Below are 22,992 nucleotides of genomic sequence, written 5' to 3'. Positions count from 1 at the left end.
TTCCCACTCTTCTGGCCACGAAAAGGAAGCGTTCATGATCTTGATTCTGGATACCGACCTCACCGAAGAATCGCCGACCTTTCAGGCGCTCTTGCAGCATCTGCGCGGCCTGGAGGGGATCGAGCATCGGGTGCATCGGGTGCAGGGAGCCGAACAGACCCTGCGCGAGATCTATCTCATTGGCAACACCAAGGCCCTGCGCATCGAGGATATGGAGGCTTTACCAGGGGTTGCCAGAGCGATCCGGGTGTCGCGGGAATACCGGGTGCTGGGGCGACACGCGGGGGACGAGCGGCCCACGGGCTTCGATTACCGCGGCGTCCACTTTGGCCAGGATAACCTCAACGTTTTCGCCGGACTGTGTGCCGTGGACACCCGCGAGCATGTGGAGGCCATGATGCGCGCCCTTAAGGACAACGGTCAGGTGTGCACGCGCATGGGGGCCTACAAGCCCCGCACCAGTCCCTATGCCTTCCAGGGCCACGGTGCCGCCTGTCTGCCTTATGTCTTTGAGCTGGCCGGTAAGTACGGCATCCAGGTCATCGCCATGGAGATCCTCCACGAGGCGCACATGGATGAAATCCGCAAGGCCCTGGAGCAGACCGGGCAGCCTACCGGCGTCATGCTGCAGATCGGCACCCGCAATACCCAGAACTTCGAACTCCTCAAGGCGGTGGGACGGCAGCGGGATTTTCCGGTGCTGCTCAAGCGCGGTTTCGGCATTACCCTGGAAGAATCCCTCAATGCCGCCGAATACCTGGCTTCCGAGGGCAACGATCGCGTGGTCTTCGGGCTGCGTGGCATGAAGACCAACCTGGGAGACCCACATCGCAATTTCGTGGATTTTGCCCAGGTGCCGGTGGTGAAGCGGCTGACCCGTATGCCCGTCTGCATCGATCCCTCCCACTCCGTCGGTAGTCGGGAGGTGGGACCGGACGGTATCCCGGAGGTGTTTCAGGTGACGGCGCAGGGCGTGATCGCCGGCGCCAACATGATCCTGGTGGATTTTCATCCCGATCCTGCTACCGCTCTGGTAGATGGACCGCAGGCCCTGCGTTTGGAAGAGTTGCCTTGGTTCCTGGAGGACGTGCGTCTGGCGCGGGAGGCCTATGAGGAGCGTCGGCTGTTGGCGGAGGCGCAGCACTTCGCCCGCAGCTAGAGCCAGACCAGGCGATTGCGTCCTTTCCTTTTGGCTCCACAGAGGATGCGGTCCGCTGGCGTCCGTCCCTCGGTACGATCGGGCACGCGCAGATAGCAGAACGAGGCGCCGATGAGAAAAAGGGCTTGAAACCGCTGGGGCCGGTCAATGGCGGCGATGATGCCGATCATGGCGCCGACGGGGTGGCCAATATACAGGATCGGCGGATTTTGTAGCCCTTGGTGCAGATGCGGGAGGACAGCGGGCGGCCGCAGGAGATCGTCTGCGTAGGCAAAGGGGTTTTCGTGGTGTTCTCGGTCGTAGCGTGCGACCGTATCGGCGGCAGAGCCTGCCAGGACGTAACGGATGTAACCAACGTCTTCAGCTAGGCAGCCCAACAAGGCGCCTCACAGCGTCTTGTCCAAGCCGAAGCCGTTGACAAAAGAGGGCGGGCACCGTGCCCGCCCTGCTCAGGTCAACAGAAACCGTCTAATGGGTAGCTACAAGTCTTGTCTCGATCAAGGTTGGGCCAAAAGCTAGACACAGGTGAAGCCAATCGTCCGGACGCCCGCAACTCACCCAACGAGCCGCGTTGCGCCGCAAAGGCCCCAAGGATTCGTCAATTAGTTGTTGCCCTTGAATATTCCTGCGCCACCCCGTCTTCCCCATAGCGTACATAGGTGCCGTAGCGCTCGCCGCCGGGACGGCTCGGCAAGAGGAGCAAGAAGATAAGGGCAAGACCGAGGATCGGGACGAAATTCAGCAGGACCCACCAACCAGACAATCCAGCGTCGTGCAGGCGTCGGATGGTGATGGCGTACAGGGGGATCATCATGCCGAGTAAGAGTACGAAGAACCCCAAGACAAGAACCGTCCCGAAGATCCCCAGTCCCCCTTGATCTTGGGGAAAAAGAACCATGAGCAAAGCGACTGATCCCAAAAGCAGCAGGTAGAAGCTCAAAGTGAACCACCAAAAGGCAGCACGCTTCGTACGCCCTTGAAAATTCGCGTAATTCCGATAAATTTCGTACTTGTAGATGTCCAACAATCCCATGCACTCCCTCCTTTCGTACCGGTCATAGGCAGGACGCACCATGCGGCCTGCCGGCCAAGGTGGGGCGCACGGGTAGTGTGGATGCACCGAAGCCGCCCGTACGCTCCCCCCACTTGCTGTGGTGTTTAGTTTGGCTGCACGAGCGGCCCGCGGTTTGGACGCAAGCGGGCGCAGTCTGCGCCGCGCGCATCGCGCGATGCTCAGTATAAGGACTAAGTTATTGAAAAGGCAATAAGGAAGGGGATAGCGCCGTCCGGGGTGGAGGCCGCGGACCGGCTACTTGATACGCATGCCGGGGACGGCGCCGCTGTCGGGGGAGAGAAGGAAAGGACCTCCCTCGGGGCCGCTCGCGGCCAGGACCATGCCCTCGGAAAGGCCGAAGCGCATCTTGCGTGGGGCGAGGTTGGCGACCATCACCGTCAGCCGACCCTGCAGATCCTCCGGACGATAGGCGGCTTTGATGCCGGCAAAGACTTGGCGCGGCTTGTCTTCGCCGATGTCGAGACTGAGGCGCAGGAGCTTTTCCGCTCCTTCCACTGCCTCGGCAGCGACGATACGGGCCACCCGCAGCTCCACCCGGGTAAAGTCGTCGATGCTGATGGTGGGCGTGGCTTCTGCCCCTTCCGCGCTCCCGCCCGGCGCCTGAGTCTTGGGAGTCTGGTCGGTGGGCTTGGTCTTCGGAGCCTCGCTGGCCGGGCTTGAGGGACTGGCGATGAGACTGTCCACGATGGTCTTCTCCATTCTTTGCAGCAGGTGCTGGTAGGGCGCGATGTCGTGATCGAGCAGCGGTTCGGCCGTGGCGTCCCAGTCCAGGGGGCAGTGCAGGAAATCCAGGGATCGGCGCGCCAGTTGTGGCACCACGGGGCTCAGCAGGGTGACCAGCAGACGGAAGGCGTTGAGGGTCGTGCTGGCGACGCGCAGCAAGGCTTCGTGTTGACTGGGGTCTTTCGCCAGAAGCCAGGGGGCGGCGCGGTCCACGTAGGCATTGACGCGATCTGCCAGAGCCATGATGTCACGGATGGCGCGGGCATAGTCCCGTTCGGCGTAGGCCGCACCGATCCCTTCCCGTTGCGCCGCCAGTTCGCGGTAGAAGTCGGTGTCCTCGCCCAGGCTCGGGGCCAATCGACCGCCACCGTACCGATGGATGAAACCAGCGCTGCGAGCCGCGAGATTGACGACCTTGCCCACCAGGTCGCCATTGCCCTTGAGCAGGAAATCTTCGAGGTTGAGGTCGATGTCCTCCGCACGCGGATGGAGCTTGCTGGCGAAGTAGTAGCGCAGGAACTCCGGCTCCAGGCGCTCCAGATATTGGGCAGCGGTGATAGAGGTACCGCGGGACTTGCTCATCTTGGCGCCGTTGACGGTCATGAAACCGTGGGTGAACACGGCCGTCGGCAGGCGATAGCCGGCGCCCTTGAGCATGGCCGGCCAGAACAGGGCGTGAAAGTAGATGATGTCCTTGCCGATGAAGTGGTAGACCTCACTCTCGGCATCAGCGCCCCAGTAGGTGTCGAAGTCCCGGCCGTGCTCCTCGCACCAGCGGCGGGTGGCGGCCATGTAACCGGGCAGGGCGTCGAGCCAGACGTAGAAGAACTTGTCCTGAGTATCGGGGATGGGGATGCCGAAATAGGGCGCATCGCGACTGATGTCCCAGTCCGCGAGGCCCGTCGCAAACCACTCGTCCAGTTTGTTGGCCATCTCCTCCTGCAGGGTACCGCTGTGAATCCACTGCCGCAGAAAGTCGGAAAAGTCCCCCAGGGCGAAGAAATAGTGCTCCGTAGGGCGCCGCTCGGGGGTGGCGCCGGAGATGGCGGAGACGGCATCCAGCAGGTCGGTGGGGCTGTAGGTGGCACCGCAGACTTCGCAACTGTCCCCATACTGATCGGCAGCTCCGCACTTGGGGCAGGTGCCCCGGATGAAACGGTCCGGCAGGAAGATTCCGGCTACGGGGTCGTAGGCCTGCTCGATCTCGCGCACGACGATATGCTCTCCGGCGCGTAGACGGCGATAGATTTCCTGAGAGATGGCAAAGTTTTCCGGCGAGTGGGTGCTGTGATAGCAGTCGAAGCCGATGCCAAAGGCGGTGAAATCGCGCAGATGCTCCGTCTGCATGCGGGCGACCAAGGTCTCCGGCGTTATGCCCTCACTCTGGGCTCGCAGCATGATGGGCGTACCGTGGGCATCGTCGGCGCAGACGTAGGTGCAGTCGTGGCCCCGCAGCTTGTGGTAGCGCACCCAGATGTCCGTCTGGGTGTACTCCACGAGGTGGCCAAGGTGCAGAGGCCCGTTGGCGTAGGGGAGAGCACTGGTGACGAGGATCTTGCGTTTCATAGTCCGCTAAATTACCTGCCTTGCCGGCGCGGAGCAATGGGCGGCGGACGATCTGGCGCGGCAGATTCGTTGCCTTTGTGGCATACTGGGGCTTTGTGGTTCAGGAGTTGCCATGTCCAGCCATGCCTTGCCCCGGCCCGATTACGCTGGCCGCCGCCGTCGCCTCATGGAGCGGCTCCCCGGTGGGGTGGCCATCGTCCCGACGGCCGCTGAAAAATTCCGTAATGCCGATGTCCACTATCCCTTTCGCCCCGATTCCGATTTCTGGTACCTGACCGGCTTTGCCGAGCCCGAGGCGGTGCTGGTGCTGGTACCGGGTCATCCCGAGGGCGAGCAGTGGCTGTTCTGTCGGCCACGCGACCCGGAACGGGAGACCTGGGACGGTCGTCGTGCAGGTCTGGAGGGCGCCAAGGAGCTCTGTGGTGTCGACCAGACTCGCTCCATCGCCGAGCTGGACAGCCTGCTACCCGAGCTTTTGCAGAACCGGGAGTTGCTCTGCGCACCCCTGGGACGTTCTGCCGACTTCGACGCCCGCCTGATGCTCTGGCGTAATCAGGCCCGCAGCCGCTCCCGGGCGGGCATACGCTACCCCCAGGAGCTGGTGGATCTCGGTTTTCTGTTGCACGAGATGCGGGTCATCAAGGATCCGATCGAGCAGGAACACCTGCGTGCGGCCGTGGGGATCAGTGCTGCTGGTCATCGCCATGGCATGCGGGTCTGCCGTCCTGGGATGACCGAATACCAACTGCAGGCAGAGATCGAGTTCGTCTTCCAGCGCCTGGGCGCGCGCAGCGTCGCCTATCCCAGTATCGTCGGCGGCGGGGTCAATGGCTGCATCCTGCATTACACCGAAAACAGCGACGAACTCGTGGACGGCGACCTCGTCCTCATCGACGCCGGCGCGGAATACGGCAATTATGCCGGCGACATCACCCGCACCTATCCCGTCAACGGCGTCTTCAGCCCGGCACAACGAGAAATCTACGAGCTGGTACTCGCCAGCCAGAAGGCGGCCATCGCCGCCCTCGTCCCCGGCCGCTCCGTCGCTGACTACCACGAGGCGGCGGTGGCTGTGCTGGTGGATGGTCTGCGCGATCTCAAGATCCTGTCGGAAAGCCGCGAAGCCATTCTCGAGCAGGGGCTCTACCGCAGTTTCTATATGCACCGCACCGGCCACTGGCTCGGTCTGGACGTACACGACGCCGGTTCCTATCGCCAACGCGACGGCAGCTGGCGACCGCTGGAGGCGGGCATGGTGGTGACGGCGGAGCCCGGACTCTACTTCGCTCCACAACACCCCGCCTGCCCGGAGCGCTACCGCGGCATTGGTATCCGCATCGAGGACGACTGCCTGATTACCGAGACGGGCGTGGAGATTCTCTCGGCGGCGGCACCCAAGGAGATCGAAGAGATCGAGTCCCTCATGGCCCTGGGCAGTTAACCGGCGTGATCCGTCGCCCGCCCGCTCAGGAATCCGTGCTGGATGGCAGCTTGGCGGGCAGGATGCGCAGTTCCGCTTCCTTGACGCCAAACTGCACGGCCTCGTGCACCGAGTCCATGAGGATGTCCGCGGCCATCTTGTAGCGGGCATTCATGGTGTCCCAGACCACGCCCCGGACCACCTTTCCCGAGGATAGAACGATCTCCACCCGCTCACCGCAGCGATTGCCACCGTCCTTGCGAAAAAAGAGATCCTGCGACAGGGCGATCTGATCCGGTCGGGTGGGGCCACAGGCCGAAATCTCGGGATCGCTGCTGGTCTGCCAGGGCACGGCGTTGTAGGCGGTCACCCGGTGCAGATAAAAGACGCGATGGTCCAGGAGCAGGGTACCATGGTCCTGGTCCTGGAGCGTCGTGCTCGTAGCCGTCGCAACGGTCGGGGTGAGGTTCAGGGACGCCGACGCTGCTGCCGGGGCGTCCAAAGGCTGGGCCCAGGCCCAGGAAAGTTCTGGCCGCGCCAGAGAGAGGGTATTGGGGAGCGCGAACGCCAACAGGGCGACACCGGCACCCACGAAGATACCTTTGAACAATCTTCAACTCCTTTTGCCTAGTGCGATCTTCGCCGAGATCTCTGCGCTTTATAAAGCGCTTTTATCCACCAGCAATGGTTTTTGGGTCGCAAACTATCTCAAAAAAACCTGCCTAAATCAATAGCCTGCTTATACGCCTTGCTAATCAATGAGATGAGATCAAGTTACTGAAGTCAGTAGAAAAAAACCACGCAGCAGGAGATTCGGGACCAACTCGCCCTGCCCGAGCCGGGCCTGCAGTAAAGGGGCGTCACCGCCCGTCAGGAGGAGGCCCAGGTCCGGATAGCGACGGCGCCCGTCCCGCAGGGCGGCATCCACGGCCGCTGCTGCCCCCGCCGTCACCCCCAGCAGTAGACACTCCTCGGTGGAGTTACCAAAATCCACGGCGCAGGATTGGGGGGACAGCGTCGGAAGCTGGGCCGTGTGCTGGGCCAGCGCGCGCAAGGAGAGGCCCAACCCTGGTAGGATACGGCCACCGTGAAAGCGCCCATCGGCCAGCAGATCCAAGGTGATGGCGGTACCCGCATCCACCACCAAAAGGTTTCGATCCGGCCAGTCCCGGGCGGCGGCGAGCAGGCAGCAGCGGCGATCGAAGCCAAGACTCTGGGGCGGCTCATAGGCGTTGGGCAGCAGTGCGTGAAAACGCTCCGCATCCCAGTCGCGTATCTGCCCCGAGGCGAGGCATGCTCGCCAGAGCGCTTCCCGCTCCGGGACGACACCGCCAAGGTAGATGGGTTCTTCCGCCAGCCAGGAGGACCAGGGCGATGGTAATCCGGCAAGTATCTCGGCAATGGCGGCGCCGCTGGGACGGCGCTCGACACGAAAGTTCCGTCCGTCTTCGGTGTGGGCGATCTGCGTGTGGGTGTTGCCGATGGCGATGAGGATCATGGGGCCGGTCGAATACGGACATCCGCGGCATCGAGATACCGTTCCTCACCAGCGATCTGGACGCGCAGACGGCCAGCGTGGTCGACGCCACGGGCCTGTCCCAGCCGGCACTGGCCATCACGCTGGACTTCCACTGTCTGGCCGCAGAGGCGGTCGGCCGCCGCCCAGCGCTCGGCAAAGGCGGTGAAACCCGCGCTGGCCAGCAGCGGGAAGTCTACCTGCCACTGCCGCAGGATCGCGGCGGCCAGGGCGTTGCGGTCGACCCGCTGGCCATGCTCGGCAAGGCAGGTGCCGCTGGCATCCAGACCCGGGTCCAGGTGGCAGTTGAGACCCATGCCCAGCACCCAATCCTGCTGCCCGCCCCGCCGCCGACCTTCGGCGAGAAAGCCGCCCAGCTTGCGTCCGTCCAGCCAGAGATCGTTGGGCCACTTGACCCACAGTCCCGGGAGTTGGGCAGCCAGCACCTGGTATGCGCTCAGTGCCGCTACCAGGGGCAGGCTCGCCGGCGGTTTGGCCGGGGCAGACAGGCGCAGACTGAGATAGAGGTGGCGGCCAAAGGGCGAGTACCAGCTCCGGCCACGCCGACCACGCCCTGCCCATTGTGCTTCGCTCAGACAGAGCTGGAGCTCGGCCTGTTCCAGTATGCGGGTATTGGTGGAGTCGCAGAAGGGCAGAATCTCGGCGGGCGGTAGACCCGGGCCAGCCAGCTTGGCGATGCGCGCGGCATCCAGGCGCTCGGCGGGATAGTCCAGAACCGGTCTATCGCGGTCGAAGCGCAGCGGCAAACCCCAGTGCCTCGCCTCGGCGAGGACTACCGCTTGGGTCGAGGCATCCAGCCTTGCCGCCGCGCTCTCTGCCGCCGCCCTTGCCCCGTTACCGGCGGCAGCAGTCATCACCTGGCGCAGCAAGGCCGAGGGTTCAGGAGCGGATATGACCGTCCCCCAGCACGATCCACTTCTGCAGGGTCAGGCCCTCCAGGCCTACCGGCCCGCGTACGTGCAGACGGTTGGTGGAAATACCGATCTCTGCCCCCAGACCATACTCGAAGCCGTCGGCAAAGCGGGTGGAGGCATTGACCATCACCGAGCTGGAATCTACCTCCCGCAGGAAGCGGCGAGCCGTCGTGATGTTTTCGGTGACAATGGACTCCGTGTGCCCGGAGCCATAGCGGGCGATGTGGGCGATGGCGGCATCGAGGTCGTCGACGATCTTGAGGGAGAGGATGGCCGCCAGATATTCCGTGGCGAAGTCCTCTTCCGTCGCCGCCACCGCCCCAGGAATGCGGGGCAGACTCTCGCTACAGGCACGGATCTCCACGCCTTTCTCGCGCAGAGCCGTCGTCAGGGGCTCCAGCAGGTCGTCCACCCGGTCGCGATGGATGAGCAGACTCTCGGCGGTGTTGCAGGTGCCGAGCCGCTGGGTCTTGGCATTGACCACGATCTTCAGAGCCTTGGTGGCGTCGGCGTCGCGATCCACGTAGACGTGGCAGTTGCCGTCCAGATGCATGATGACCGGCACCGTGGCCTCCGCGCGGATCCGGCTCAAGAGACCCTTGCCGCCCCGGGGAATGATCACGTCCACCAGATCGTCCATACGGATGAGGGCTCCCACAGCCTCCCGATCGGGAATCTGTAGGTACTGCACCACGTCCAGGGGCAACTGCGCCCGGCCCAGCGCGGCACGCAGACGCTCGGCGATGGCCAGATTGCTGTGCAGGGATTCGGAGCCACCGCGCAGGATCACGGCATTGCCGGATTTCAGGCAGAGACCCGCGGCATCGGCCGTTACATTGGGGCGGGACTCGTAGATCATGGCGATGACGCCCAGGGGCATGCGCATGCGCCCCACCTGGATACCGCTGGGGCGATAGGCCAGATCGGTGATCTCCCCCACGGGATCGGGGAGGGCGGCGATCTGCTCGAGGCCCGTGGCCATGGCCTCGATGCGGCCCTCGTCCAGGCGCAGGCGATCCATGAAGGCCGGATCCCGACCGGCCGCCTCGGCGGCGCGTAGATCCTTGCGGTTGGCGCGCTGGATATCCTCGGCGTCGCGGCGCAGGAATTCCGCCATTCCCAGCAGTGCGCGATTCTTGGCACCGCTGTCGCTGCCCAGCAGCTGCCCCTGGGCCCGGCGCGCGCGTTGGCCGAGGGTGCGGACTTCCGCCTCGATTTTCTGAGTCATACGGTCTCCTCGCTAGTGGCAGGCCAGAGCAGGGCGGCCTTTCTTGCCGCAATGCCCATGGCGTAAAGCCGCATTGTGCCTTCAGGGGCGGGCAGCGGCAATGCGCAGGGCAAGGCTGCCGATGGCCGGCCACAAAGGACTCGGATCCTGACCTTTGATGCGCGCGTCGATGGCGCGGCAGCTGGCCAGGCCGTCCCACAGCGTCTTGGCCGGGATGCGCGCCGCTGCCTGGCGCAGCCACAGACTCCGGGGAGGGAAGAGTCGCTCCTCGCGACACAGGGTGGTGGCGTCTTCGCTCTGCAGGCGTAGCAAGAGCCGCAGATCGCGGTGCAGTGCCCATAGCAGCAGCACGGGCTCGGCGTCACCGCCTCGCAGCCGGCCCAAGATGTGGTCTACCCGTTCCATCTCGCCGCGCAGCGCGGCATCGGCCAGTTCAAAGACCGTGAAGCGGCTATCATCGGCCAGCTGTTCCCGGATGGTAACGGCATCGATGCGGCCCTGGGCAGACTCGCCCAGTCGCAGGATGGCCTGCTGACAGGCCGCAAGATTGCCGGCGGTCAGTTCGCAGAGCAGCTGCAGGCCCGCGTCATCGGCCGCGAGGCCGGCCTGGCGCAGTCGCGCTGCCACCCATTGCGGCCATTCCTGGGCGTTGGGTGGGTACAGGATGAGCACTGCCGCCGATTTTTCCAGCGTGCGGAACCACTCCTGCTTCTGCTGCCCGGGATCGGGGCGGGGGCCGACCAGACAAAGGCGGGTCGTTTCCGCGGGGGCGGCGAGCCAGTGTGCCAGGGCCGTGGTAGCGGCCTTGGGCAACTTCAGATGATCCAGCTGCAGGATCAGGCAGCGATTCTCGGTGAAGAGGGAGAGGGCGTCGCGCTCGTCCCGCAGTGCTTCCCAGGGTTCATCCTGCTGGTAGAGCCGCTGGCGTGCGGTGTAACCCTGCACTCGGGCCGCCTCCAGATAATGCGCCAGCGCCTCTTGGCGCAGCAGGATCTCGTCGCTGAAGATGGCGGCAACGGCGGGCAGAGCCTGCTGCACATGCGCCGACCACCGCTCGCCCTTGACGCGCATCAGTGTCCGTCGCGCAGACCCTGGTTATAGAGGACTCGACGCAGGATATCGCGGGCCCCTTCTTGGAACAGCAGGCGCTGGTCTTCCTCCTGCTGTACGTTGGTGGCGAGGGGGTTGGAGCTGTTATAGGTAAAGCTGTGCTCCACCAACAAGGGTTGCGGTGGCAGCAGGACCCGATCCCCCTGGCGCAGACTGATCTCGGCGTGCAAGGTATTGAGAAACTCCAGCGCAACGCCGGTACTGGGACTGATGCTGATGATACGCTGGCTGACATAGGCATTGCTGATGTGCAGCACCGGTGCGGTGGCAGAGCTGTGATTTCCGTCGCGGGCAAGTTCCCGCTCCACGGCAGTGGCCAGCGACCCCCCCGCCGGCCCCGAGGCAACCACCTGCAGGCCCTGCAGGCGCGGTGGGATGGTGCTGCCCGTGGGCAGGTGAAAGCCACAGGCACTGAGGCTCGCCCCCAACAGCAGTACCGTCAGCCGTAGCGCAGGACCCGAAAACTGGCGTCGCATCAGGAGAGCACCAGATTGACGAGTCGGCCCGGCACGACGATGACCCGTTGCAATTCTCTGCCTTCCACGTGTTTCTGCACACGGGGGTGGGCCAGGGTCAGGGCGCGGATTTCCGCCTCGTCGGCGCTCGCTGGAAAATCCAGACGTTCCCGCAGCTTGCCGTTGACCTGGACGACCAGGGTCAAAGTTTCGGTCAGCAGCGCCTCGGGATCCACCTCGGGCCAGGGAGTGTGGGCCAGGGCCGTCTCCCCACCCAGCGTCATCCAGCAGGCCTCGGCCAGGTGTGGCGTGAAGGGTGCCAGCATCCGTACCAGGGCGCGCAGGCCCTCGCCCAGAACGGCGCGGAGCTCGGCATCATCGCCATCCACCCGCGCCAGGTGGTTGGTCAGTTCCATGCACGCGGCGATGGCGACGTTGAAATGCTGACGTTCCTCCAGGTTGAAGGTCACCCGCTCTATGCATTGATGAATGGCACGACGCAGATCTCGGGCGGCCGGTGAGAGTTCCGTAGGCAAAGGGCTGGGCCGCTCACCGTAGTCCTGTACCAGGCGCCAGACCCTTTGCAGGAAGCGATAGGCCCCCTCCACGGCGCTGTCGGACCACTCCAGCGACTGCTCCGGGGGGGCGGCGAAGAGGATGAAGAGCCGCGCGGTATCGGCCCCATAACGATCCAGCAGCTCCTGGGGGTCGACGGTATTGCCCTTGGATTTGCTCATCTTGGCACCGTCCTTGAGGACCATGCCCTGAGTGAGAAGGCGGCGGAAGGGCTCATCGAAACGACCGTCCGCGGGCAGGAGCCCGAAGTCGCGCAGGAGCCGATTGAAAAAGCGGGCGTAGAGGAGGTGCAGCACCGCGTGTTCGACCCCACCCACGTACTGATCCACAGGCATCCAGGCCTGGGCACGCCCGTCCAGCATGGTTTGGGCATCGGGACATGTGAAACGGGCAAAGTACCAGGAACTCTCCACAAAGGTATCCATGGTGTCCGTCTCGCGCTGTGCCGGTCCGCCGCACTGGGGGCAAGCTACATCGCGGAAGGCCGGATCTTCCAGCAGTGGTGAGCGGGGGTCCTGCAGCTGATAGTGGGTGGGCAGGATCACCGGTAGATCTGCCTCCGGCACCGGTACGACGCCGCAGTGGGGGCAGTGGATCATGGGTATGGGCGTGCCCCAATAGCGTTGGCGCGAGATACCCCAGTCGCGCAGACGCCAGTTTACGGTCTTGCGGCCGAGTCCCTGGGCGGCCAAGGTCTCGGTGATGCGGGTCTTGGCTTCCTCCGAGTCGAGGCCATCGAAGGGTCCGGAGTGGAAGAGGCGTCCAGGACCCGTATACGCGGCCTCTGGCTGCTCATCGGTCGCCGCCCCGGGCTGTTGGATCACCGGGCGAATGGGCAGACCGTACTTCCGGGCAAATTCAAAGTCGCGCTGATCGTGCGCCGGTACGGCCATCACCGCACCCTCGCCGTAGCCCATGAGCACGAAATTGGCCGTCCACACCGGCAGGCTTTCGCCGGTCAGAGGGTGCCGCACCGTGATGCCCAGGGGATGGCCCTCTTTCTCCTGAGTCTCCACCGTGGCCTCGGATACGGCGACGTGCTTGCAGCGCTCGACGAAGGCCGCGAGGGTCGGATCCGCACTGGCCCTGGCCAGCACCAGAGGGTGCTCCGGCGCCAGGGCCACGTAGGTGGCCCCCATCAGGGTATCGGGACGGGTACTGAAGACCTTGATGACCGCGTCCTCGCCCACCAGGGGGAAGTGGATCTCGGCTCCCTCGGAGCGACCGATCCAGTTGCGCTGCATGGTCAGCACCTGCTCCGGCCAGTGTCCTTGCAGCTGCTCGAGGCCCTGTAGCAGTTCCTCGGCGTAGGCGGTGATGCGCAGGAACCACTGACGAATCTCCCGGCGCTCCACCAGCGCTCCCGAACGCCAGCCGCGGCCATCCACCACTTGTTCGTTGGCCAGTACGGTCTGATCCACGGGATCCCAGTTGACCGTGCTTTCCTTTTGATAGACCAGTCCCTTTTCCCAGAGCTTCAGGAACAGCCACTGCTCCCAGCGATAATATTCCGGGGTGCAGGTGGCAAACTCCCGGGACCAGTCGTAGGACAGACCCAGGCGCTTGAGCTGACCGCGCATGTGGGCGATGTTCTCGAAGGTCCACTGCGCCGGTGCCACGCCATGTTTCAGCGCCGCATTTTCGGCGGGCAACCCGAAGGCGTCCCAGCCCATGGGGTGCAGCACGCTCTTGCCGCGCATGCGCTGGTAGCGGGCAATGGCGTCGACGATGCTGTAGTTGCGCACGTGCCCCATGTGCAGCTGACCCGAGGGATAGGGGAACATGGCGAGGACGTAGAATTTTTCACCGTCGGGCTCGGCGGGGGCGCGGTGGTCTTCGCGCGCTTCCCAGAACTTCTGGATTTCTGCCTCGAGGGTCTGGGGCTGGTAGGATCGTTCGTTCAGGATGTCACTCATGGTGTACTGGACTTCCGTCGGGGACAGGGTGGACTGCCTGCAGTGCAGGTGAGCGTTGTGAAGAAAAGCGGACGCCGGGCGACAGCACGACTCAATGCCGCAGGCGCCGGGGAGCGGCAGCGGCCTTGGTGGGGGCCGGCTTGCTGGCCGGTACGCGCACCGGCTCGGGCGGGCGCGGACGATACAGAATCAGAATCCGGCCGATTCGGGCGACAGCCTCGGCACCGCTGCCGGCCAGGATTTCGGCGACCATGGCATCCCGGGCCTCGTGTTCCAGAGCGGGCAGGCGCAGCTTGATGAGTTCATGGTGGAGCAGGACCCTGTCCAGCTCTTCCATGAGGGCGGGACCGAGGCCCGCGCTACCCACCATGAGGACCGGCTGCAGCGGGTGGGCGCGCGCCTTCAGGGCCTGTCTTTCTTTGCTGCTCAACATGCTATGCTTTCCCGATGACTAAGAGTGAAGAGTGTACGGCCCAGCCTGCGGGTGGTCAAAGCCGCGGGCCCCGATGTCGTGTCCTGGGGAGTGCAGGTGGCGCGCAGCAAATCCAGTAAGCAGTGGTTACGCGAACATTTTCAGGATCCCTACGTACAGCGGGCGGCACGTGAGGGCTATCGCTCTCGGGCCAGCTACAAATTGCTGGAGATCCAGGACAAGGACGGGCTCCTGCGGCGAGGGCTGCGGGTCCTGGATCTGGGGGCGGCACCGGGCGGCTGGACCCAGGTAGCCGCCGCCATCGTCGGGCCCGAGGGACGACTCGTCGCCGTGGACCGCCTGGCCATGGATCCCGTGGCGGGAGCCCTGGTGATCCAGGGAGATATCTACGATGAGTCCGTCATCGCCCAATGCCGTGCCGCCTTTCCGGAGGGCGTCGACCTCATCTTGAGCGACATGGCGCCAAATCTCTCGGGTATCGCCAGCGCCGACCAGGCGCGTGCCATGGCCCTGTGCGAACTGGCGCTGGATCTGGCGCGAGAATGGCTCGTCCCGGGCGGCAAGCTGCTCATGAAGGTATTCATGGGGGCCGGAGCGCAGGAGCTGCGCCGAGAACTGCAAAGTTCCTTTCGCCGCATCGTCGTGCGCAAGCCCGAGGCCTCGCGCGCCCGCTCCGCAGAGCAGTACTGGCTGGCTCTGGATTATCGACCGCGCCCCTGAGACGCCGATGGGGGCTTCGACCCCAGGCGCGCTGACGTCTTGTCCCCCTATCCGTGGACAGCTGCGAATACTCCGCCCTATAATGCGCTTTGCGCGCGGTTAGCTCAGCTGGATAGAGCGTTGGCCTCCGAAGCCAAAGGTCACTGGTTCGAATCCAGTATCGCGCACCATATCTAGCAAGGCCTTGGATAATCATCCGGGGCCTTTCCTTTTTTTGGTCCCCAAGGAGCCACGGCCCGTTCTCTTTCCGGCAGAAGCCGAGGGGCCAGGCCGGGTGATTTATACTGAGGATGCCGGTGCTGAAGCAAGCGTTACCACGAGCACCCGTGGGAGTGGATGGCGCCTTGCGGTACAGCTTTGAAGTTCGAGCCCGGTGATGCAGGAACAGGGCCTTTCGGGCCCCAGGAGCAAGCGCGTGCCTATGCAGATGGATCACATCGTTCTCAATGTTGAAAACATGGAGGAGATGATCGCCTTCTACCGGGAGGTTCTCGAGCTTCAGCCGGAGCGACTGGATGCTTATCGTTCCGGCAAGGCGCCCTTTCCTTCGGTGCGCATCAACGAGCAGACCATCATCGACCTCTTTCCAAGAGACTTTTGGGCGAAGCCTGGGCAACACAGGGTGGATCCCGGCAACCTCAATCATTTTTGCCTTTCCACGACGAAGACGGCATGGGATCACCTAGTAGAACGACTCAGAACCCATGATGTGCCCGTAGAGTCCGGACCCGTGCGGCGCTATGGTGCCCGCGGCACGGGGATCTCGGTCTATTTGCGGGACCCGGATGGCAATCAGATCGAGCTGCGCTACTATGCCGAGGGTGATGCCGGTGATGACCCCTCCCTGGGCTCCTGAGCGGCTGCGGCACGCGGATGCAGGCTGTAGAGGTCAGGTCCCCATAGAGTCTTGGTCGGGGACCCCGGTGCCTTGTCCTCGGGACGGAGCCAAGTCCGCGGACAGACACGAGCCTACACGCATCGTCGCAGCAAGGGATGGATGTCAGGAGCGCCTTTCGTGAGGAAATCGCGGCCTTTCAAAGGCAATAAAAGTTTTCTGCCCAGCAAGATCTGTGCAGCCTGTGGGCGGCCCATGACCTGGCGCAAGGCCTGGGCGCGCTGCTGGGATGAGATCCAGTATTGCAGCGACGCCTGTCGGCGCAAGGGATGCCGTGGCGGCGTCCCTGCCGGTCGCCACGCCGACCCTTGAGTCTGTGCGACCGGTTTATTCCCTCGCCGAATCTTTGTCGATCGCGGCCGGGTGAGAGGACGACTCGCCACCTCCCTCGCGCTCACGGATCTCTTCCAGCCAACGCTCCCTCAGGTTTCGCGGCTGCGACTCCAGATCCAGGGTCTCGGCGTCCAGGTCGGCTCGCAGTTCATCGAAGGTGCGCTGGCTGATGAGGCCCGCCTGCTGGGCGTCCAGAAGCCGCTTTTTTTGGCGCGCCAGAAGGCGCTGGTACAGTCGCGTGAAATCCCCCTGAAGGCGTTTGGCGGGATCAAAGTCGAGGCTGCCCAGGCTCGCCCGGGATTCCTCCCGAATCATGGTAAAGTGCTTGCGGATGAGCTCGATGGCCTCCTCGGAATAGAACTCCTCGCGGCTCAGGCGTTCCAGATCGTCCAGGGTACTCTGAGCCAGGCGCAGACGCATGCGGCGGGCCTCCAGGATGCTCCAGCGATCACTGGGATCGATGATGCCGAGGCTCCTGGCGATGGGAGTCATGGTCAGACCCTGGATGAGGATAGTCAGCAGGACGACCCCGAACACCAGGTTGACCAGGATCTCGCGATAGGGAAAATGCGGCGGCAAACTGAGCACCAGCACCATGGACAGAGCCCCGCGTACGCCGCCCCAGAGCAGGATGAAGTGCCAGATCCAGGGAATGTGCGAGCGGGTCTTGCTGAGCAGGGCGCCGACGCCGTAGACCACGCTGGCACGGGCGACGGTGATGGCAACGTAGGCGGCCAGAATCAGGGGCCAGACCCGGAACAGCTCCGGCAGGTGGATGGTAAAGCCCACCAGGAGGAATACCAGGGAGTTCAGGACGAAGCCCAGATACTCCCAGAAGGTATTCACTGCCAGGCTGACACTGGGCGCCATACCTTGGCGGATACCCGTCGCGCCACAGACAAGACCCGCCACCACGGTACTGATGACGCCGGAGTAGCCCAGCTGATCGGCGGCAAGAAAGCTCCCATAGGCGGCCAGGATGGTGAGGGTGATCTCCACCATGGCGTCGTCCACCCGCTTGATCCACTCCGCCGCCAGCCAGCCGATGAAGCCCCCCACCAGAATGCCGCCGCCGACGATCTCAAAAAAGCTCGTGGCCAAGGTCGTCCAGTGAGCCGAAGCGCCCGTGGCGATACCGAGAAAGAGCGTGAAGAAGACGATGGCAGTACCATCGTTGAGCAAGCTCTCGCTTTCCACAAGCAGGGTGAGGCGAGCGGGGGCCTGCAACTGACGGAAGATGGCGACGACCGAGATGGGATCGGTGGCGGCCACCATGGCGCCAAATACCAGAGCGATGCCGAAGGGCATGACCACGCCCTCCAGATCGCCGAGAAAATGACTGCTCCAGACGAAGACCGCGGCGGTCAGAACGATGGACAGCAGAACCCCCGGCACTGCAAGACCAAAGATGGCGAGGCGGTCACGCCAGAGGGCGGGCGCTGGCAGATGATAGGCGGACTCGAAGATCAGGCCCGGCAGAACCACGTTGAAAAGCAGGTCCTGACTGAGGACGGGCGCCTGAAAAAGCTTCAATGAGCCGAGGAGCAGGCCGCCCAGGACCAGCGCCACCACATAGGGAATGCGCACCCGATTGGCGACCACCGCCAGGAGCGATGCGCAGACGAAAAGGATCAGAAGGGTTTCGGGATTCATCCTGAGGCCTCAACCGACGGGGTCGATGGGCCTTCAGGATACTGGAAAATGGGCCGGGGTGCCCGCCGGGCGTACTGGCGAGGCGTCCAACGGCAAAACGCCTGGACGTCCGGTTCCGTGGACGTCCAGGCGCTTCTATCGAAAATAGGCCGTAGGAGTGCGCGCTCCGCTCAGCCGCCGTTGAGGGTTCTTTCGATGCTGGGCAGGGCGGCGCCGACGCCGGCGCCCACCGCACCACCCACTGCGGCGCCAAGGGCCGGATTGCCACCAGCCACAGCGCCCAGTACCGCACCACCCGTGGCACCGATGGCGCCGCCACTGAGGGCGCGCTGGCCCGTTGGGCTCATGTTCGCGCAGCCGGCAAGGCCGATCACTGCCAGGGCCAGGACACCGGCCCGCGCTACCGTTCCAAGGTTTTGAGTCGTCATAAGGTTCCTCTCTTTATCCGTGTAGAGTTATGGACCCAGGGTCCTGGGAAAGATTCCATTGCGACCATCTGAGTTACTCTCAATCGTCGTCCCAGTGTTCCCAGTGTCTATCGTGATGGCCACGTGCCCAGGGTGGCGGACCGTGCCTTTTCCAGCGTCGTCCTTCCGGCACGACATAGTACCCGGGCGCCGGCGGGGCCACGTAGTACACGGGCTGTGGCGGAGGCGCGACAACCACCGGCGGGGCGTAGTAATACCGTGGAGCCTGACCCAGGTACAGGCTTGCCCCGGGGATCGCGACACCCAAAGAAAAATCGTCCGCTTGCACAGTCTGACTGCACGCGCCTGCGAGCAGAGCGCCCCCCAGCATCAGGCCGAAGGCGGCCGTCCGATATCGTCTGTGTGCTTTCATAGGTCATGCTCCGACAGAGTTCTCGAAAGCTTTTGGAAGCACATATCGTGCCATATTCTCTGAGTCTGGTTTTGCTGGGTTTGCGGCAGCCGTTCGGGCAGCTGTTGTAGCAAAACGTCGACAATTCTTGAAAGGACCGTCTAACAAGCTGACTCTGTTGAAGAATCCTGTCGCACCAGCTCTTTTCTTGGGGCGCGGACCGGCGGCACCGCGCCTGACTGGCATCAAGTCTATCGCCCGCTTTATTCGGCAAGGCCCATGGCTTCAGGGTAAGAGGGCAATCTGCTCCAGACCCAGGGTCTCTGGAAAGCCGAAGAGTAGATTCAGATTCTGCAAGGCCTGGCCGGCAGCGCCTTTGACCAGATTGTCGATCACCGAGAGCACGACGACCTGTCCCGGCCGCGGCTGATGCACGGCGATCCGACAGACATTGGCACCGCGTACGGACCGGGTGGCCGGATGGCTGCCCCATGGCAGTACGTCCACAAAAGGCTCATGGGCATAGCGCTGCGCGTAGATCTCCTGCAGCTGCGCGTCGCTCAGCGAGCGATTGAGGCGCCCGTAGAGGGTAGCGTGGATGCCGCGGATCATGGGCATGAGGTGTGGGCTGAACTGCAGCTCCAGATCCCGTCCGCAGCTGCGGCCGAGCACCGCCTCGATCTCGGGGCGATGGCGGTGGCCGCTGACGCCATAGGCCTGGACGTTGTCCGAGGTCTCCGCGAGGATGAGGCCCAGGCGCGCCGTCCGCCCCGCGCCACTTACCCCGGATTTACAGTCGGCGATGAGGCTGTCCAGGTGCAAGAGGCCCGCCTGTAAGAGCGGCTGCAGGCCAAGGATCACCGCCGTGGGATAACAGCCGGGATTGGCCACCAGGCGACTGCCGCGGATTTCCTCCCGAAAGAGTTCCGGTAGGCCGTAGCTGGCCTCGGCCAGCAAATCCGTGGCACTGTGGGCGAGACCGTACCAGTGTTCATAGCTGGCTGGATCTTTCAGACGAAAGTCGGCGCCAAGGTCGATGACCCGAACCCCCGCGGCGACCAGACCTGGTGCCATATCCATGGCAACGCCGTGCGGTGTGGCAAAAAAAACGAGGTCGAGCTCTCGCAGGCGCGCCAGATCCGGTGCCTCGTAGCGCAAGGTCGTGTGGCCGCGCAGATTAGGGAAAAAATCCACCAGCGATTGTCCCGCCTCCGTGCGGGAGGTAACGACCTCCAGCTGTAGCTCGGGGTGCCCCGCCAGCAAGCGCACCAGTTCAACGCCGGTATACCCGGTACCACCGACAATCCCCACACGAATCATGGCCGCCACCTAGAGTCTGATAAAGGGTCATGGGCTGCAACGAAAAAGCCGCCCTGAGGCGGCTTTCGGCTGGAAGTGCAGCAGAAATCAGCGCTTGGAGAACTGATGACTGCGCCGCGCCTTGTGCTTGCCCACTTTCTTGCGTTCTACCTCGCGAGCATCCCGGGTGACGAATCCGGCACTGCGCAGCGGGCGCCGCAAGGTTTCGTCGTAGCGCATGAGGGCGCGGGTGATGCCATGACGAATGGCGCCGGCCTGGCCACTGGCGCCGCCGCCGCTGACATTGACGAGGATATCGAACTGGCTGCCATGACCCGTCAGTTCCAGCGGCTGGAGGACCACCATGCGTGAGGTCTCACGGCCAAAGTACTCTTCCAGGCTACGCTTGTTGATGATGATCTTACCCGAACCGCGCCGCAGATAGACGCGTGCCGTAGCGCTCTTTCGACGTCCGGTACCGTAATACTGTTCCATGGATTCTTTCGCCTTAAATATCGAGAGGGCGGGGCTGTTGTGCCGAGTGCGGATGCTCGGCGCCGGCATAGACCCGAAGCTTGCGATACATGGCCCGCCCCAGAGGATTCTTGGGCAGCATGCCCTTGACCGCGATCTCGATGACCCGTTCCGGGTGCGTCTCCATCATCTTCTCGAAGGATGCGCTCTTGAGGTTGCCGACGTAGCCGGTGTGGCGATAGTACATCTTGTCCTTCGCCTTATTGCCGGTGACGGCGACCTTGGCCGCGTTGACGACGACGATGTAGTCCCCGATGTCCGCGTGCGGCGTGAATTCGGGCTTGTGCTTGCCGCGCAGACGACGGGCAAGCTCCGCCGACAGGCGCCCCAGCACCTTGTCGGTTGCGTCAACAACGAACCAGTCCCCCTGCACCTCGTGGGACTTGGCGGAATAGGTTTTCATCGGGAAACTCCGGTTAGGGGTTCTTTGCCAAGGGTGCAAAGACTACCGAGCGCTGGGCCTGCTGTCAAGGCAATCGCTGACAGCGCTCCCGTCGTCGCGGGCATGCTGCGTTGGGGTATCGCCGTAGTCTGCTTGCGCCGCCTGCTCTCCACGGGCGGCGCGCAGATTGGCGCGCCAGAGCGTCCAGAATCGCCGATAGCGTACTCTCTCCTCATCCAGCGCCAGGAGACGGCTGGTGATCTCTGCTGGTGAGGCCTCGGGCAAGGACTGGATGATGCTCTGCCATTGCCGCTCCAGCACCCACTGGCGCTCGGAGACGGCGGCGAGGACCTCGGTGAGGTCCGGCGGATTCTGATTGTGGGAGCTGCGGCAGCGGCTCAGTCGGCTGAGTAGGTGTATGGCACTCACGGTGAATCCTTTTTTGCGAAGGTTTTGCGGCAATATCCCTGTGGGTGAGTAGACCAAAGACGAGGCATAAAGTTGCGTCCACAGCCATGAAAAAGGGGCCCATCGGGCCCCGTTCCTTTCCTTGCCAGGCTGGCTCAGTGTCCGCCGTAGACGCTCTTTTTGGTGAAGCGGCCGCGGAAGACCCAGATCTGGTACCAGTTGTACATGATCATCACCGGTACGAATCCGGTCATGAACAGGGTGAAGACCGCCAGGGAGTTGGCCGGATTGGCCGCCGCCTCGATGGTCCAGGTTCCGGGCACGATGTAGGGATACATGGTTGCCCACATGGCGACCCAGAGGGAGACCACCACTGCCTCACCCCAGAGCAGGGCGGTGAAGTTGCGGCCGCTGCTGTGACTGGTCATGGACTGGTAGGCGAAGAAGAGGGTCAGCAAGAGCCAGCCAGCCCAGATGTACCAGTAGGGACCGGTCCATTTGGCCGCGGCCCAAGGGAAGATGGCGTAGGACCAGACGATGGTGACGACGATGGCCGCCAAGGCCAGCAGCGAGAAGATGTTGGTCCAGGTCTTGGCCCGCTCGTGGATGACGTCCCCGGGGACGAAACGGGCACAGAGATAGAGACCGCCCGCGAGACCGGCGGCAATGACCGCGCCCACACCCGTCCACAGGGAGAAGGGACTGAGCCAGTGCATGGCCGAGCCGGAGAAGTGCAGGACTGGGCTGGTGTAGCCGCCGCTCTCGACCCCGGCAATGGCCAAGCCGGAACTCATGGGGAAGCCCTGCAGTGTGGCGCCCAGAGCGACGCCGGCGAAGAAGGTGGCAATGAGGCTGCCCAGCGCGAAGAACCAGCCCCAGATCTTGCGGCTGCTGCGGGCGTGAATGTGAAACTCGAAGGCTACCGCGCGCATGATGATGGCCCAGAGCGCCAGCATCAGCGGAATCATGAGATAGTTGAAGGCCGAACCATAAACGACGGGGAAAGCTCCGAAGAGTACGCCGCCGGCGACGACCAGCCAGGTCTCGTTGCCGTCCCAGAAGCCGGCCATGGACGCCATGATGGCGCCGCGTTCGTCCTCGTCCTTGGAGAAGAGGGCAAAGATGCCTGCCCCCAGATCCGCCCCATCCAGAGCGATGTAAAACAGAAACATCAGCGCCAGCAGCAGCCACCACCAGGTGGACAGTGCGGAGCTGATGCGCAGTATATCGTGAGTCAATTCCATGATGGCAATCCTCTTTATTGGCTACAGGGTCGGCACCGTGCCGACCCTGCAGTACGGTCTCCGTTACGGCCTCAGCGATTGCGTTCCATGACCGGCTTGGCGAAGCTCGGCCGGGCATGGCCACCGCCGGCTTGGCTCTCGTCCTCTTCCGAGTGGTGGAAGAGCGTCTCGGAAGGCGCGATGTCATCCACACCCTTGGCGATGACCCGGGTGAAGAAGTACCAGGCGCCCGCCCAGACCACGAGTTCGAAGACGATGTAGCCAGCAAACCAGACGATCTCCTGAGCGACACTCATGTGGCTGACCCCCTCATAGGTGCGCATCATGCCGTAGACCAGCCAGGGCTGCCGGCCGATCTCCCGCACCCACCAGCCGGTCCAGATGGCCAGGAAGGGCAGAAGGCTGGAGAGTACCAGGGCACGCAGGAACCAGGGACGCTTCTGCAGTTCACGCGCAGAGAGCTTGCCCCGCAGGCGCAGCCAATTGCCCCACAGCGCTACGAAGAACAGGAAGAAGCCGATGGCGACCATGGCCCGGAAGGCATAGAACGGTACCCAAACATCGGGGCGATCGTTGGCCGGGAACTGATCCAG

At 63.7% G+C, this 22,992-nt stretch carries 25 protein-coding genes and 1 tRNA gene; 6 read left to right on the top strand and 20 right to left on the bottom strand.

Translation table 11 applies throughout. The features are described 5' to 3' along the window. Positions 1 to 34 precede the first annotated feature (34 nt). A complete protein-coding gene (locus Q0C23_RS03635; protein ID WP_291511020.1) occupies positions 35 to 1,159 on the top strand; it encodes a 3-deoxy-7-phosphoheptulonate synthase in 1,125 nt (374 codons plus the stop codon). Here Q0C23_RS03635 and Q0C23_RS03630 read toward each other — a convergent pair. The 3 genes from Q0C23_RS03630 to metG form a co-directional block, all read right to left on the bottom strand. Then, positions 1,156 to 1,536 (bottom strand): alpha/beta hydrolase, encoded by a 381-nt coding sequence (locus Q0C23_RS03630; RefSeq protein ID WP_291511019.1) that lies wholly within the window; start codon positions 1,534 to 1,536, stop codon positions 1,156 to 1,158. The genes Q0C23_RS03635 and Q0C23_RS03630 overlap by 4 nt on opposite strands. Positions 1,537 to 1,757: 221 nt before the next feature. Beyond that, positions 1,758 to 2,192: a DUF805 domain-containing protein gene (locus Q0C23_RS03625; protein WP_291511018.1), complete on the bottom strand. Its 435-nt coding sequence runs from the start codon at positions 2,190 to 2,192 to the stop codon at positions 1,758 to 1,760. A gap of 276 nt (positions 2,193 to 2,468) precedes the next feature. After that, complete coding sequence (metG, locus tag Q0C23_RS03620) at positions 2,469 to 4,523, bottom strand: methionine--tRNA ligase (RefSeq protein WP_291511017.1); 2,055 nt, start codon at positions 4,521 to 4,523, stop codon at positions 2,469 to 2,471. 112 nt (positions 4,524 to 4,635) lie between these two features. On the opposite strand from metG, the gene Q0C23_RS03615 reads away from it, so the two are divergent. Beyond that, on the top strand, positions 4,636 to 5,964 hold the full coding sequence (locus tag Q0C23_RS03615; RefSeq protein ID WP_291511016.1) for an aminopeptidase P N-terminal domain-containing protein: 1,329 nt from the start codon (positions 4,636 to 4,638) through the stop codon (positions 5,962 to 5,964). 25 nt (positions 5,965 to 5,989) lie between these two features. Here the strand turns inward: Q0C23_RS03615 and Q0C23_RS03610 are convergent, their stop codons facing one another. The 8 genes from Q0C23_RS03610 to Q0C23_RS03575 all read right to left on the bottom strand — a co-directional run bounded on the left by Q0C23_RS03610 (position 5,990) and on the right by Q0C23_RS03575 (position 14,112). After that, on the bottom strand, positions 5,990 to 6,553 hold the full coding sequence (locus Q0C23_RS03610; RefSeq protein WP_291511015.1) for a hypothetical protein: 564 nt from the start codon (positions 6,551 to 6,553) through the stop codon (positions 5,990 to 5,992). A 159-nt stretch (positions 6,554 to 6,712) separates the two neighbouring features. Continuing rightward, positions 6,713 to 7,441 carry a type III pantothenate kinase gene (locus Q0C23_RS03605; RefSeq protein ID WP_291511014.1) on the bottom strand — a complete coding sequence of 243 codons (729 nt, stop codon included), beginning with the start codon at positions 7,439 to 7,441 and terminating at the stop codon, positions 6,713 to 6,715. Next, the gene (locus Q0C23_RS03600) at positions 7,438 to 8,334 is read right to left on the bottom strand and encodes a biotin--[acetyl-CoA-carboxylase] ligase (RefSeq protein ID WP_291511013.1); all 897 of its coding nucleotides are present in this window, start codon (positions 8,332 to 8,334) and stop codon (positions 7,438 to 7,440) included. Before Q0C23_RS03600 ends, Q0C23_RS03605 begins: the two co-directional genes overlap by 4 nt. A 25-nt stretch (positions 8,335 to 8,359) precedes the next feature. Continuing rightward, a complete protein-coding gene (locus tag Q0C23_RS03595; protein ID WP_291511012.1) occupies positions 8,360 to 9,622 on the bottom strand; it encodes a glutamate-5-semialdehyde dehydrogenase in 1,263 nt (420 codons plus the stop codon). Positions 9,623 to 9,703: 81 nt separating this feature from the next. Beyond that, positions 9,704 to 10,693, bottom strand: coding sequence for a DNA polymerase III subunit delta (holA, locus tag Q0C23_RS03590; protein WP_291511011.1), 990 nt, complete (start codon positions 10,691 to 10,693; stop codon positions 9,704 to 9,706). After that, positions 10,693 to 11,208, bottom strand: coding sequence for an LPS assembly lipoprotein LptE (lptE, locus tag Q0C23_RS03585; RefSeq protein WP_291511010.1), 516 nt, complete (start codon positions 11,206 to 11,208; stop codon positions 10,693 to 10,695). The genes holA and lptE overlap by 1 nt, the downstream gene beginning before the upstream one ends. Next, positions 11,208 to 13,679, bottom strand: a complete 2,472-nt coding sequence (leuS, locus tag Q0C23_RS03580; protein ID WP_291511009.1) for a leucine--tRNA ligase — start codon at positions 13,677 to 13,679, stop codon at positions 11,208 to 11,210. Before leuS ends, lptE begins: the two co-directional genes overlap by 1 nt. 91 nt (positions 13,680 to 13,770) lie before the next feature. After that, the gene (locus Q0C23_RS03575) at positions 13,771 to 14,112 is read right to left on the bottom strand and encodes a YhbY family RNA-binding protein (RefSeq protein ID WP_291511008.1); all 342 of its coding nucleotides are present in this window, start codon (positions 14,110 to 14,112) and stop codon (positions 13,771 to 13,773) included. A 96-nt stretch (positions 14,113 to 14,208) separates the two neighbouring features. On the opposite strand from Q0C23_RS03575, the gene Q0C23_RS03570 reads away from it, so the two are divergent. From Q0C23_RS03570 to Q0C23_RS03555, 4 genes are all read left to right on the top strand, one after another. After that, complete coding sequence (locus Q0C23_RS03570) at positions 14,209 to 14,832, top strand: RlmE family RNA methyltransferase (protein WP_367273179.1); 624 nt, start codon at positions 14,209 to 14,211, stop codon at positions 14,830 to 14,832. Positions 14,833 to 14,925: 93 nt separating this feature from the next. Further along, positions 14,926 to 15,002: transfer RNA gene (locus Q0C23_RS03565), tRNA-Arg, on the top strand. 251 nt (positions 15,003 to 15,253) lie between these two features. Then, the gene (locus tag Q0C23_RS03560; RefSeq protein WP_291511006.1) at positions 15,254 to 15,688 is read left to right on the top strand and encodes a VOC family protein; all 435 of its coding nucleotides are present in this window, start codon (positions 15,254 to 15,256) and stop codon (positions 15,686 to 15,688) included. 159 nt (positions 15,689 to 15,847) lie between these two features. Further along, entirely contained in the window at positions 15,848 to 16,039 is a 192-nt protein-coding gene (locus Q0C23_RS03555; protein ID WP_291511005.1) for a DUF2256 domain-containing protein, read from the top strand. 15 nt (positions 16,040 to 16,054) lie between these two features. Here Q0C23_RS03555 and Q0C23_RS03550 read toward each other — a convergent pair whose 3' ends face one another. The 9 genes from Q0C23_RS03550 to Q0C23_RS03510 all read right to left on the bottom strand — a co-directional run. After that, the gene (locus tag Q0C23_RS03550) at positions 16,055 to 17,713 is read right to left on the bottom strand and encodes a sodium:proton antiporter (protein ID WP_291511004.1); all 1,659 of its coding nucleotides are present in this window, start codon (positions 17,711 to 17,713) and stop codon (positions 16,055 to 16,057) included. A 170-nt stretch (positions 17,714 to 17,883) separates the two neighbouring features. Next, on the bottom strand, positions 17,884 to 18,141 hold the full coding sequence (locus Q0C23_RS03545) for a hypothetical protein (RefSeq protein ID WP_291511003.1): 258 nt from the start codon (positions 18,139 to 18,141) through the stop codon (positions 17,884 to 17,886). 79 nt (positions 18,142 to 18,220) lie between these two features. Next, positions 18,221 to 18,553: a hypothetical protein gene (locus Q0C23_RS03540; protein WP_291511002.1), complete on the bottom strand. Its 333-nt coding sequence runs from the start codon at positions 18,551 to 18,553 to the stop codon at positions 18,221 to 18,223. Between the two features lie 264 nt (positions 18,554 to 18,817). Then, on the bottom strand, positions 18,818 to 19,852 hold the full coding sequence (gene argC, locus Q0C23_RS03535) for an N-acetyl-gamma-glutamyl-phosphate reductase (RefSeq protein ID WP_291511001.1): 1,035 nt from the start codon (positions 19,850 to 19,852) through the stop codon (positions 18,818 to 18,820). An 87-nt stretch (positions 19,853 to 19,939) separates the two neighbouring features. After that, positions 19,940 to 20,326 carry a 30S ribosomal protein S9 gene (gene rpsI, locus Q0C23_RS03530; protein WP_291511000.1) on the bottom strand — a complete coding sequence of 129 codons (387 nt, stop codon included), beginning with the start codon at positions 20,324 to 20,326 and terminating at the stop codon, positions 19,940 to 19,942. Between the two features lie 13 nt (positions 20,327 to 20,339). Continuing rightward, on the bottom strand, positions 20,340 to 20,768 hold the full coding sequence (gene rplM / locus Q0C23_RS03525) for a 50S ribosomal protein L13 (RefSeq protein WP_291510999.1): 429 nt from the start codon (positions 20,766 to 20,768) through the stop codon (positions 20,340 to 20,342). A 42-nt stretch (positions 20,769 to 20,810) separates the two neighbouring features. After that, entirely contained in the window at positions 20,811 to 21,176 is a 366-nt protein-coding gene (locus tag Q0C23_RS03520) for a hypothetical protein (protein WP_291510998.1), read from the bottom strand. Positions 21,177 to 21,310: 134 nt separating this feature from the next. Then, complete coding sequence (gene cydB, locus Q0C23_RS03515; protein WP_291510997.1) at positions 21,311 to 22,399, bottom strand: cytochrome d ubiquinol oxidase subunit II; 1,089 nt, start codon at positions 22,397 to 22,399, stop codon at positions 21,311 to 21,313. A gap of 71 nt (positions 22,400 to 22,470) precedes the next feature. After that, positions 22,471 to 22,992, bottom strand: a 522-nt coding sequence (locus Q0C23_RS03510) for a cytochrome ubiquinol oxidase subunit I (RefSeq protein WP_291510996.1), incomplete at its 5' end; no start/stop codon positions are given.

This window comes from Acidithiobacillus sp. (genome assembly GCF_023256195.1).
Classification (GTDB): Bacteria; Pseudomonadota; Gammaproteobacteria; order Acidithiobacillales; family Acidithiobacillaceae; genus Acidithiobacillus_A.
This window is presented reverse-complemented; position numbering and strand designations above follow the sequence as displayed.

Excerpts from the sequence above, each read along its gene's own strand:
- Q0C23_RS03575 (WP_291511008.1), bottom strand. The coding sequence starts at position 14,112 with ATGTTGAGCAGCAAAGAAAGACAGGCCCTGAAGGCGCGCGCCCACCCG.
- rplM (WP_291510999.1), bottom strand. The coding sequence starts at position 20,768 with ATGAAAACCTATTCCGCCAAGTCCCACGAGGTGCAGGGGGACTGGTTC.
- Q0C23_RS03635 (WP_291511020.1), top strand. The coding sequence starts at position 35 with ATGATCTTGATTCTGGATACCGACCTCACCGAAGAATCGCCGACCTTT.
- Q0C23_RS03560 (WP_291511006.1), top strand. The coding sequence starts at position 15,254 with ATGCAGATGGATCACATCGTTCTCAATGTTGAAAACATGGAGGAGATG.
- rpsI (WP_291511000.1), bottom strand. The coding sequence starts at position 20,326 with ATGGAACAGTATTACGGTACCGGACGTCGAAAGAGCGCTACGGCACGC.
- Q0C23_RS03550 (WP_291511004.1), bottom strand. The coding sequence starts at position 17,713 with ATGAATCCCGAAACCCTTCTGATCCTTTTCGTCTGCGCATCGCTCCTG.
- holA (WP_291511011.1), bottom strand. The coding sequence starts at position 10,693 with ATGCGCGTCAAGGGCGAGCGGTGGTCGGCGCATGTGCAGCAGGCTCTG.
- Q0C23_RS03540 (WP_291511002.1), bottom strand. The coding sequence starts at position 18,553 with ATGAAAGCACACAGACGATATCGGACGGCCGCCTTCGGCCTGATGCTG.
- Q0C23_RS03595 (WP_291511012.1), bottom strand. The coding sequence starts at position 9,622 with ATGACTCAGAAAATCGAGGCGGAAGTCCGCACCCTCGGCCAACGCGCG.
- Q0C23_RS03605 (WP_291511014.1), bottom strand. The coding sequence starts at position 7,441 with ATGATCCTCATCGCCATCGGCAACACCCACACGCAGATCGCCCACACC.
- lptE (WP_291511010.1), bottom strand. The coding sequence starts at position 11,208 with ATGCGACGCCAGTTTTCGGGTCCTGCGCTACGGCTGACGGTACTGCTG.
- cydB (WP_291510997.1), bottom strand. The coding sequence starts at position 22,399 with ATGGAATTGACTCACGATATACTGCGCATCAGCTCCGCACTGTCCACC.
- Q0C23_RS03600 (WP_291511013.1), bottom strand. The coding sequence starts at position 8,334 with ATGACTGCTGCCGCCGGTAACGGGGCAAGGGCGGCGGCAGAGAGCGCG.
- argC (WP_291511001.1), bottom strand. The coding sequence starts at position 19,852 with ATGATTCGTGTGGGGATTGTCGGTGGTACCGGGTATACCGGCGTTGAA.
- Q0C23_RS03545 (WP_291511003.1), bottom strand. The coding sequence starts at position 18,141 with ATGACGACTCAAAACCTTGGAACGGTAGCGCGGGCCGGTGTCCTGGCC.
- metG (WP_291511017.1), bottom strand. The coding sequence starts at position 4,523 with ATGAAACGCAAGATCCTCGTCACCAGTGCTCTCCCCTACGCCAACGGG.
- Q0C23_RS03615 (WP_291511016.1), top strand. The coding sequence starts at position 4,636 with ATGTCCAGCCATGCCTTGCCCCGGCCCGATTACGCTGGCCGCCGCCGT.
- leuS (WP_291511009.1), bottom strand. The coding sequence starts at position 13,679 with ATGAGTGACATCCTGAACGAACGATCCTACCAGCCCCAGACCCTCGAG.
- Q0C23_RS03625 (WP_291511018.1), bottom strand. The coding sequence starts at position 2,192 with ATGGGATTGTTGGACATCTACAAGTACGAAATTTATCGGAATTACGCG.